Here is an 11,052-nt window from a genome sequence, read left to right on the forward strand (position 1 = left end):
AGTGACGTTTCACACCGGCGACGTCATGCCCCATCCATCAGAATCATGGACGTTCGCGGCGCCGAAGGCCGCGCCCGGGGAGAATGCATCTTGACCGGGAAATGACTTCAGGTGAAATCCACCAATTCTTCTCCCCGTCCCAGATCCACGCTGGCCATGACTTCCGGGGTACGGGCAATGACCCGCCCCCGCCGCACGACCCACAGCCGGGCCGGACGCAGACGCAGGGCCTCGATTTCGTCGCTGGCCTGGAGCACGACCAGATCCGCCCGACAGCCGGGAGCAATGCCATAGCCGTCCAGGCCCATCACCCTGGCCCCGTTTTCGGTCACGGCCCGGAACATCCGACGCAATCCGTCCGTGCCGGTCATGTGCAGGGCGTGGGCGCCCATGTGGGCCACTTCGAGCATGTCGTGACTGCCCATGGGATACCAGGGGTCCATGACATCGTCGTGACCAAGGGCGACGTTGATGCCCAGGGCCATCAGCTCGGGCACGCGCATCAGCCCCCGGCGTTTGGGGTAGGTGTCGTGGCGGCCCTGGAGATTCATGTTGACCAGGGGATTGCAGACGCAGTGCAGGCCGGCTTCGGCCATGAGCGGCAACAGCTTGGACACGTAATAGTTGTCCATGGAATGCATGCTGGTCAGGTGGGAGCCCGTGACCCGGCCATGCAGGCCCAGACGCTGGGTCTCGAAGGCCAGGGTCTCGACGTGGCGGGAATGCGGATCGTCGGATTCGTCGCAGTGCATGTCCACCATGAGCCCCCGCCCGGCCGCGATTTCGCACAGCATCCGGACCGATTCCCGGCCCTGGTCCATGGTCCGCTCGAAATGCGGAATGCCACCAACCACGTCCACGCCCTTGTCCAGGGCGCGTTCCAGCAATTTCAGTCCGTCCGGAGCACGCAGCACCCCGTCCTGGGGAAAGGCCACGAGCTGGATATCGACAAAATCCTTCATTTCGTCACGCACTTCCAGGAGCACGTCCACGGCCATGAGGCTCGGGTCCGTGGTGTCGACGTGGGTCCGGATGGCCAGATTGCCCTTGGCCACGCTCCAGTGCAGCAGTTTCATGGCCCGGCTCTTGATATCCTCGGGCGAGAGGTCGGGCTTGAGTTCGCCCCAGATGCGGATGCCTTCCAACAGGGTGCCGGATTCGTTCCCGCGCGGCAGGCCGGCCGAAAGCGTGGCGTCCATGTGAAAGTGGCTGTCCACGAAGGGCGGCGTGACCAGATATCCCTTGGCGTCAATGACGCGATCGGCCTCGGTCGTGATGCCCGGCCGGATCTCGACAATGCGGCCGTCCCGGCAGGCAATGTCCATCAGGTCTTCGTGCCCGGTCAGCGCGGCATTGACGATGAGCAAATCAAGCATGAATCCTCCGTTGTCATTTTTGGTCGTGCCAGGCATGCCCCGTGTCCCCGGATACGCCACGACCACCCTCAAGCGCCGGGGTGGCGCCTCCGGCTCGAAGCGCCACCCCGGTCTCGCGTTTATTTCCGCTGCCCCAGCCAGTCGATGATGACCGCGCGCTCCTCGGCGCCAACGGTTGGCGCGCCACTCTTGGCCAGCATCCGGTTCACGGTGATGGCCCAGGCATCCTTGTCCTTGGCGCCGTAAGCGGCCTCGACCTTGGCCATGCCGTGACAGGCCGCGCAAACCCTTCCGGTCAGGGCCGCGCCGTCCTCGGCCAGGGCCCAGCCCGCGCCCCAGCACATGGCCACCATCATCATTCCCACGATCGTCGTGCGCATCGTTTCCATACCTCCATGGTTTTCGACATGACACCCGATATGACGCATACCCCCGGACACGGGCAAAGAAAAGCGATCCGGGACAACAACGACGATCTCTTTGGACGATTCGTTCCAAAAATCACGCCGGACCCAGCCAATCGAGCCGCGACGGGTATCCATTCCCACGAACATGGGATATGCTGACAGCATCCCCAAAACACGCCCGAACCAAGAAATCCAACCTATCCAACACATTGGGGAAAACGAGACGCAACGCCATGCTTCTTCGCACCAAAATCATCCTGGCGTTTTCCGCCATCGGCCTGGTCATCCTGGCGGTGGTCGGGACAGTGCACTACGCGGTGCTGCACACCAGAACGCTGGTCCTGATCCACGATCAGATCGGCCGGCAGCTGGAGCATCTGGATTTCGCCATGACCCGCTTCCTCAAGGACACGGACGCCAACCTGCTGGCCCTGGCCACGGACCAGCGCGTGACCACGGAGGACGACCGCGATTTCACCAATTTTCTGACCGCCGACGAAAAAACCTTCCGATACCGGATCACGCCCACGGAGCAGGACATCATTTCCGTCCTAAAATCGTTTTATCTGTCCCACGAACACGTCAATTCCGTGTACATGGGGCGCGAAAACGGCAGCTTCGTGCGTTCGCACGAGCGGGCCAGACCAACCCGCTACGATCCCCGGCAAAGACCCTGGTACATCCTGGCCAAGAACAACCCCGGCAGGATCATGCACACGCGGCCCTATCGCTCGCTGACCACCCCGGACGTGAACATCGGCGTGGTCACCACTCTCCTGAACGGACGGGGCCAGGTGTACGGCGTGGTCGGCATGGATATCACCCTGACCACCCTGACCGATTATGTGGCCGACTTTTCCATGAGCTTCGACGGCCGGGCCATGCTCCTGGACACGGATGGCACGGTTCTGGCCGCCCAGGACAAACGGTTGCTGTTCAAAAACGTCCGCGACATCTTCCCCAACGGCAAGGCGCTGCTCGCGCCCCAGGACACCGCCACAGGCCTGGACATGGGGGATGGCACGTTCTCGGCGCATGCCCGCCGGTCCGCCGGAACCGGCTGGATCGTGGCCGCCCTGATCCCCCACGCCGCCATCCAGGGCCATGTCCGCCGGTTGATTCTGGAAAACCTCGTTTTTCTGACCACGGCCATCGCCCTGCTCACCCTGGCCTCGCTGTTGGGGCTGCACCGCTACATTCTCGCCCCCCTGGAACGGCTCACCGCCGGCACGCTCCAAATCCGGGCCAGCAAGGATCTGCGGCACCGCGTCAGGGTCGACGGGCGGGACGAAATCGCCACCCTGGGCAACGCCTTCAACCAGATGCTCGAAGCCCTGGACATGGCGTCCCAGGATCTGGCGGCCTCGCAAAGCGCCCTGCGCCAGGAGCGGGACCAATTGGAGGAGCGGGTCAAGGCGCGGACCCGGGAGCTTGAAACCCTCAACCAGGAACTGGTCCGGGAAATCGCGGTCCGCAAACAGGCCGAGGAAACGGCCGAAAAGGCCAATCAGGCCAAGAGTCTCTTTCTGGCGAACATGAGCCACGAAATCCGCACCCCCCTCAACGCCATCCTCGGTTTTACCCAGCTTTTGCTCATGGACCCGGACGTGGGCCCGGACCAACGCCGTTCCCTGGAAACCGTGCACCGCAGCGGCGAACACCTGCTCATGCTCCTCAACGACATCCTGGAAATGTCCAAGATCGAGGCCGGCCGCGTGGTCCTCCACGAGACGGATTTCGACCTGTGGTCCCTGCTGGCCGATCTGGAGGCGGCCTTCCGCGTCCTGGCCCAGCGATCCGGCTTGAGTCTGGAAATCGACCGCGCCGCGAACCTGCCCCGCTGGGTGCGCGGCGATGAACAGAAACTGCGTCAGATTCTGCATAATCTGCTCGGCAACGCCGTGAAGTTCACGGACCAGGGCGGGGTTGTCCTGCGGGCGGATTGGGTCGACTCCGGGTCCGGGACGCCCAGTCTGCGCTTCGAGGTCGAGGATTCCGGGCCGGGCATACCGGAACAGGACCGGGAAACGATCTTCCGCGATTTCGAGCAACTGCTTTCGGACAGTCACAACAAGGGGGGAACCGGTCTGGGGTTGGCCATCAGCAAGGCCTACACGGAGCTCATGGGCGGGAGCATCCGCGTCGGTGGCCAGATCGGCGTGGGCAGCGTGTTCACGCTCGATCTGCCCCTGAAGCCCTGCGGGGAGGGAGAGGTCCGCGCCGCCCCGCGTCCGACCCGGATCACGCGTCTGGCCATGGGCCAGGGCGAAATCCGCGTTCTGGTCGTGGACGACAACGACGCCAACCGGGAAATCCTGGCCCGGCTGCTGGCCCTGGCCGGCTTCGCCGTGCGCGAGGCCCCGGACGGCCAGGCGGCCATGGACATCCTCGAACGCTGGCGGCCGCGGCTGGTCCTGCTGGACATGATCATGCCGGTCATGGACGGCTTCCAGTTCCTGGCCGCCATCCGCGCCACGGAGCTGGGGCGGGCCATGCCGGTCATCGCGGTCACGGCCAGCGTCCTGACCGAGGAACGGGAGCGCGTGCTGGCCGCCGGCGCGGTCGCCTGCCTGAAAAAACCCTTCAAATCAGAAGAGCTGTTCGCGCTGCTCCAAAATCATCTGGACCTGCGCTACGAAGAGGCCGACTCCACGGCCGACGAAATCCCGCGACCACCGTCTGGCGCGGCGCTTCAGGCCGGCGACCTGGACGCCCTTCCGGCGGAAATCCGGGAGGCCTTGCGCCAGGCGGCCATCAGTCTGGATCTGGACGGCCTGCGCGAAACCATCGCCCGCGTCACGGCGGAGCACGCGGACACGGCCGCCAAGCTGGATCATCTGGTCACCGAGTTCAAATTTCAAACCATTCTCGACCTGCTGGAACCCCGGACATGAGCCCACGAATCCCTTCCATCTCGACCATACCGGAGCACCCATGAGCCAAACGCAGCCATCCGTCATGATCGTGGACGATCTCGTCGCCAACCTGACCCTGCTCACGGACATCCTCAAGGGCCACGGCTTCAAGGTCCGCCCCGCCACCAGCGGCCGGCAGGCCCTGGACGCGGCCAGGCACACCCCGCCGGATCTGGTCCTGCTCGATATCAACATGCCGGAAATGGATGGCTACGAAGTCTGTCGGATCTTCAAGGCCACCCCGGCCCTGGCCGAAATCCCCATTCTGTTCATCAGCGCCCTGGACGACACCACCGACAAGGTCCGCGCCCTGCGCGAGGGCGGGCAGGATTATATCACCAAACCCTTCCAGGTGGAGGAAGTCCTGGCCCGAATCCAGACCCATCTGGAACTGCGCCGGGCGCGGCAAGTCCTGGAGGACCGCAACGCGGCCCTGGAAAAGGCCCTGGACCAGCTCGAAAAAGCCCAAAGCCGCCTGATCCAGGCCGAAAAAATGGCGGCCCTGGGAGTCATGGCCGCCGGCGTGGCTCACGAAATCAACAACCCCGTCAATTTCATCAAGACCAGCTGCCACGGCCTGCGCCAGGACATGCGCGACGTGCTGGCGATCATGGACTTCTGCGCCGACCGCGTCCCGGACAGCTCCCGACCGGCCGTGACGGAGTTCAAGAAATCCATGGATCACGAAACCCTGATCCGGGAAATACCAGCGCTCTTCGACAGTATCGATCAGGGACTGGCCCGCGTCGTGGACATCGTCAAAAGTCTGGGCACCTTTGCCCGCTCCGACGAGACCATCAGCCGCGAGATTGATTTGCGGGAGGTCATGGACGCGGTCCTGATCATGCTGCGCGGCCGGGACAAAAAAAACGTCCGCATCGAGAAGCGCTACGGGCCCGTGCCCCTGGTGACGGGCAACGCCGGCAAACTGAGCCAGGTGTTCATGAACATCCTGGCCAACGCCATGGACGCCTTGGAAGACTCCGGTCCCGACGCCGTGATCGCCATCACGACCGGCGAGGACCTCCGGGACCAGAACCGGTACGGCGTCTTGCGCGTCACGGACAGCGGGCCGGGCATGCCCCCCGACGTCCTCGGACGCATTTTCGATCCTTTTTTCACCACCAAACCCGTGGGCCAGGGCACGGGGCTGGGCCTGTTCATCTGCGCCAATCTCATCGCCGAACACCATGGTCTGATCGAGGTTGACAGCGCGCCGGGGTCGGGCTCGACGTTTTCCATTCTCGTTCCAGCCGGCACGGAGGCGTCATGCTGACCATGGATGTCCGGACGGACAAACCGCGCGTTCTGTACGTGGATGACGAGATGGAAAACCTGCATGGATTCAAGGCTCTTTTCCGGCGCGACTACACGATTCTCCTGGCCGAATCGGCCGCCACGGCGCTCAAGGTCTTGCGCTCCGAGCGTATCGACGTCCTGATCACGGACCAGCGCATGCCCGAAATGACCGGCACGGATCTGCTGGAAGTGGCCTCCCGGGAATTTCCGGACACGATCCGCTTCATGCTGACCGGCTACAGCGACTTCGCGCCCCTGGTGGCGGCCATCAACAAGGGCAAGGTCCAGGGCTATTTCTCCAAACCCATCAACCCCGACGAGGTCGCGGCCCAAATCCGCAAGGGCCTGGAACTCTCTCGCCTCAAGGAACGCAACACCCAACTCCTGGCCGCCTACGAACAAAGCCAGCGCCTGCTTGGAGAGGCCCACGCCCTGGCCAGGCTCGGCGTCTGGAGCTGGGACCGGGCCACGGACACGGTCACGTGGTCCCGCGAACTGTGCCGGATGATGAACCGGGACCCCTACCAGGCGCCGCCACGACTTGACGATCTGCCCGAAATTCTCGCGCCGGAAAGCGTCCGGCGTCTGACCGACGCCATACACCGGGCCCTGGACAACGGGGACAACTACGACGTGGAACTGGAATGCGCCGGGGACACCGGCAAGACGCGTTGGGTCAACGCCCTGGGCGGACCGTCCAAAAACGGCGACGGCCACGTCATCGGGCTGCACGGCACGGTCCAGGACATCACCGAGAGCAAGCGGTTCCGCCAAGAGCTGCGCCAGGCCAGGGATGCCGCCGAGGAGGCCAGCCGGGCCAAAAGCGATTTCCTGGCGAACATGAGCCACGAAATCCGCACGCCCTTGAGTGGGCTCATGGGCGTGCTGCATCTGCTTGAAGCCGGACGGCTGGACGCGGAACAGCGCGCCCTGGTCGGCATGGCCCTGCGCTCCGGAGAACGCCTGACCCGCCTGCTGGCGGATCTGCTCGATCTGTCCCGGATCGAGGCCGGGCGGATGCTCATCAATGTCGAGGCCTTCCAACTGGAGGAAACCCTGACGGCGGTACGCGAGGCCTTCGACCCCCTGTGCCGGGACAAAAACCTGCCCATCGTCATCGACGTCGCCGCCGACGTGCCCGCCACATTGGTGGGCGATGAAGTCCGCATCCGGCAGGTGTTGTTCAATTTTGTGGGCAACGCGCTCAAATTCACGATGCAGGGCCGCATCGAGATCCGTGTGGCCCGGCTGCGCGGACGCACGGCGCGGGAAGTCCGCCTGCTTGTCACGGTCGCGGACTCTGGAATCGGCATCCCCGAAAACAAGCTCGGCCTGCTCTGCAAGCCCTTCAGCCAGATCACCCGGAGTTACACCCGCGCCCAGCAGGGCGCCGGCCTGGGCCTGACCATCAGCCATCGGTTGGTGGAGGCCCTGGGCGGCGCCATGACCATCGACAGCATCGAAGGCCAGGGGACCACGGTCTGGCTGATGCTGCCTCTCGGACTGGCGCCGGAGGACACGAACCAGGACATGCCCACCCCGGACGGGCCGCCATCGCGGTCCAGACCCATGCGCATTTTATTGGTCGAGGATGACGACATCTGCCGGATCACGGCCACGGCCCTGCTCACCCGCATGGGGCACGTGGTCCAAACCGCCGCCCATGGCGACGAAGCCATCGATCAGCTGCGCCAAAGCCGTTTCGACTGCGTCCTCATGGACGTGCAGATGCCGACCATGGACGGCTTGACGGCCACCCGCCTGATCCGCTCGGGCATGGCCGGAGTCCTGGACCCGTCCGTGCCCATCGTGGCCCAGACAGCCTACGCCATGCCCGCGGAGCGGGATTTGTTCCTCGGCGCCGGCATGAACGGCTATATCTGCAAGCCCCTGAGTATCAGGGATCTGGAAACTGTTCTGGAACGCCTGGACCGGACATCATGAGGCGTTGTCGATCCGCCCCAGGGAGCACAGCACGCCGAGCACGCACAGGCCAGCGCAGATTTGAAAAATCACGCGCATGCTGGCCAAAAACGGCACGACGGTCGTGACGCCGACGGGCTGGCCATCCAGCAGAAATCCGAAAACCACGGCGGCCAGGCCCATGGACAAGGTCATGCCAAAGGTGCGCATGGTCGCGACCAGGCTGGAGGCGATACTGTAGTCCCTGGGCGGCACGCTGCCCATGATGACGTTCATGTTCGGCGAGGCGAACAACGCGAATCCCAGGCCCATCACGGCCAGCATCCCGACCACCATCCAAATGGAGGTTCCGGCGTTCACGAAACTCAGGGCCAACAACCCCACCCCGCACATGACCATGCCCGAAGTGGCCAGAGCCCCCGCGTTGACGCGGTCGGACCACAAACCGGCCAGGGGAGAAAGCAGCGCCTGCACCGCCGGCTGCACGACAAGGATAAACCCGGCATGCACGGGGGAAAAATCCTTGACCACCTGCAAATACAGACTGAGTAGAAAACCCACGGCAAACGTGCCGGCATAATTGATCATGGTCGCCAGGGTGGACATCAGGAAAACCCGATTCCCGGTGAACAGACGCAAACCAAGCACCGGGTGCTCAACCCGGGCGGAACGACGCACGAAAACGACTCCAACAATCGCGGCCACGACCAACAACGGCAGGCCGACGCCGGGCTTGGCCAATCCCGTCAGCCCCTGCATGCCCGCCAAGACGGTTATCCCGTACAACAACGAGCCAGGCCAATCGAAATCCTCGCCCTTGGCCGGCCGCCATTCCTGATCGATGCGACAGGCCAGAAGCCAGGCCAGGCCGCCGGGCACCAAGCCGAGATAAAATACCGACCGCCATCCAGCCCAGTCCGTGAGCAGGCCGCCCAAGAGCGGCCCCACGGACAGACCGGCATAGACGCAGCCGACGATGACGCCCATGGCCCGGCCCCGATCCTTGGCCGGGTACAGGCTGGTGACGATGGCGATGCCCGTGGAGTTGATCATGGACGCGCCAATGCCCTGGACCACGCGCAGGGCGATCAGGCTTTCGATGGACCAGGCCAGGGAAACCAGCAATGTGGACACGGTGAACCAGGCCGTGCCCCAGACAAAGGTCCGCCGGCGACCGACGATGTCGGCGACACGGCCGATGGGCAGCAAAATAACGGACAAGGCCAGCACGTAGCCACCCACGACCCAACTCAGTTCCACGGCCGTGGCCCCCAGGGCGGTCTGAATGGTCGGCAGGGCGATGCCCACGGCGGACATCATGAACGGGACGAGAAAACTGGCCACGGCCGCCGCGGCCAGGGCTATGGAACGATTTGGCATGGCACCTCCGGATGGTGGTCTGGTTACCCCTGGATACAAACCGGGGCAAGAGCACCGGCCACGGATGAATGTCGGTGCCCCGGATGCCGGGCCCCTTGTTTTCGGCCAATCGATGATCTATCGGCAGGGCTCGCAAGGAGGACCCATGCTGACATCCATGAACGACATCCGGGCCCGGGCCATGACCCTGCCCCGGCAGACCGTGGCCGTGGCCTGCGCCCACGACACCGAGGCCTTGAAGGCGGTGGCCGGGGCCCACGCCCTGGGCCTGGCTCATTTTGTATTGGTGGGCGATACAAACAAAATCCACGCCCTGGCCGACGATATGGAGCTTGATCTGGGCGAATTCGAACTGGTCGAGGCCCTGGGCGAGGCTGGCGGCGCGGCGGCCACGGTGCGGATCGTGGCTTCGGGCCAGGCGAACATTCTGCTCAAGGGCTTCGTCGATTCCTCGGTCCTGTTCAAGGCCGTGCTGGATCGTGAAACCGGCCTGCGCAACGGGTCCACGGTCAGCCATACCGTGGTCATGGACGTGCCGGGCTTCGACAAACTGTATCTTCTGACCGACGCGGCCATGATCATCAAACCGGATCTGGAAACCAAGCGCCAAATCGTCCTGAACGCGATCACCGTGTCCCGCGCCCTGGGCAATTCGAACCCGGTTGTCGGGGTGCTGTGCGAATCCGAAAAGGTCAACCCGAAAATGGCCGCGACCATGGACGCCGCCGCCCTGGTGGCCATGAACCAGGACGGGCGCTTGCCCGGTTGCCGCGTCGGCGGGCCCTACGCCCTGGACAACGCCATCAGCGTCCAGGCCGCCGAACACAAGGGCATGACCGATCCCCTGGCCGGCCGGGCCGATATCCTGCTGGCTCCGGACCTGGCCGCCGGCAACATCTTTTACAAAAGCCTCATGTACTTTGCCCGCGCCAAGTCCGCCGGTGTGACCCTGGGCACCACGGCTCCGGTGTTGCTCAACTCCCGGGCCGATTCCCACGAAACGAAAATCAATGCCGTGGCTCTGGGCATTCTCATGGCCGCTGCCCGGAACGGAGACAACTCGTGAGTCCGCGTATTCTGGCCATCAATCCCGGTTCCACGACCACAAAAATTTCCGTTTTCGCGGGCGGGCGGGATCTGTTCGTGGAAAGTATCCGCCACCCCGGCGCGGATCTGGCCCGTTTCGCCCATGTCATGGACCAGGAGGAATATCGGCGGGCCCATATTCTGGAAACCCTGGACAAAAATGGAACGCCGCCGGAAACCCTGAGCGCCGTCATCGGCCGGGGCGGACTGATGCGCCCCATTCCCGGCGGCGTCCATGCCGTGGACGAAGCCATGCTCGCCGATCTGCGTTCCTGCCACTACGGCACCCACGCCTCGAACCTCGGCGCCATCCTGGCCCATGACCTGGCCACGCCCCTGGAATTGCCCTGCTACATCGCCGACCCCGTGGTCGTGGACGAAATGTCCGCCCTGGCCCACTACTCCGGGCATCCGGGAATCCGGCGGCGCAGCATCTTTCACGCCCTGAATCACAAGGCCGTGGCCCGACGCGCGGCCCGGACCCTGGAACGACGCTACGCGGACCTGGGCCTCATCGTCGCCCACCTGGGCGGCGGCATTTCCGTGGGCGCGCATGTCGGCGGCAAGGTCGTGGACGTGAACAACGCCCTGGATGGCGACGGCCCCTTTTCACCGGAACGCAGCGGCGGCCTGCCCGCCGGCCAGCTTGTGGACTGGTGCTTCGCG

The 11,052-nt window shown here is 64.4% G+C and carries 8 protein-coding genes; 5 read left to right on the forward strand and 3 right to left on the reverse strand.

Going from position 1 to position 11,052, the window contains the following annotated elements; translation table 11 throughout:
• Nucleotides 1-107: 107 nt before the first annotated feature.
• Together EOL86_08445 and EOL86_08450 are read right to left on the reverse strand one after the other, a co-directional pair.
• Nucleotides 108-1,376, reverse strand: a complete 1,269-nt coding sequence (locus EOL86_08445; GenBank protein ID NCD25603.1) for a cytosine deaminase — start codon at nt 1,374-1,376, stop codon at nt 108-110.
• Between the two features lie 119 nt (nt 1,377-1,495).
• Nucleotides 1,496-1,756, reverse strand: coding sequence for a hypothetical protein (locus EOL86_08450; protein NCD25604.1), 261 nt, complete (start codon nt 1,754-1,756; stop codon nt 1,496-1,498).
• Nucleotides 1,757-1,935: 179 nt separating this feature from the next.
• Between EOL86_08450 and EOL86_08455 the strand changes: the two genes are divergently transcribed.
• Genes EOL86_08455 through EOL86_08465 form a run of 3 tightly spaced genes read left to right on the forward strand, consistent with a single transcriptional unit; the run spans nt 1,936 to nt 7,941 of the window.
• The gene (locus tag EOL86_08455) at nt 1,936-4,677 is read left to right on the forward strand and encodes a hybrid sensor histidine kinase/response regulator (GenBank protein ID NCD25605.1); all 2,742 of its coding nucleotides are present in this window, start codon (nt 1,936-1,938) and stop codon (nt 4,675-4,677) included.
• A 40-nt stretch (nt 4,678-4,717) separates the two neighbouring features.
• A complete protein-coding gene (locus EOL86_08460) occupies nt 4,718-5,974 on the forward strand; it encodes a hybrid sensor histidine kinase/response regulator (GenBank protein ID NCD25606.1) in 1,257 nt (418 codons plus the stop codon).
• Nucleotides 5,968-7,941, forward strand: a complete 1,974-nt coding sequence (locus EOL86_08465) for a response regulator (protein NCD25607.1) — start codon at nt 5,968-5,970, stop codon at nt 7,939-7,941. Before EOL86_08460 ends, EOL86_08465 begins: the two co-directional genes overlap by 7 nt.
• Here the strand turns inward: EOL86_08465 and EOL86_08470 are convergent.
• A complete protein-coding gene (locus EOL86_08470) occupies nt 7,936-9,300 on the reverse strand; it encodes an MFS transporter (GenBank protein ID NCD25608.1) in 1,365 nt (454 codons plus the stop codon). The genes EOL86_08465 and EOL86_08470 overlap by 6 nt on opposite strands.
• Before the next feature lie 145 nt (nt 9,301-9,445).
• Here EOL86_08470 and EOL86_08475 point away from each other — a divergent pair, with 145 nt between their 5' ends.
• Together EOL86_08475 and buk are read left to right on the forward strand one after the other, a co-directional pair.
• Nucleotides 9,446-10,366 (forward strand): bifunctional enoyl-CoA hydratase/phosphate acetyltransferase, encoded by a 921-nt coding sequence (locus tag EOL86_08475; GenBank protein NCD25609.1) that lies wholly within the window; start codon nt 9,446-9,448, stop codon nt 10,364-10,366.
• Nucleotides 10,363-11,052: butyrate kinase (gene buk, locus EOL86_08480; GenBank protein ID NCD25610.1), on the forward strand; the 690-nt coding region annotated here is incomplete at its 3' end. The genes EOL86_08475 and buk, both read left to right, overlap by 4 nt.

Source organism: Deltaproteobacteria bacterium (genome assembly GCA_009930495.1).
GTDB lineage: Bacteria > Desulfobacterota > Desulfovibrionia > Desulfovibrionales > Desulfomicrobiaceae > Desulfomicrobium.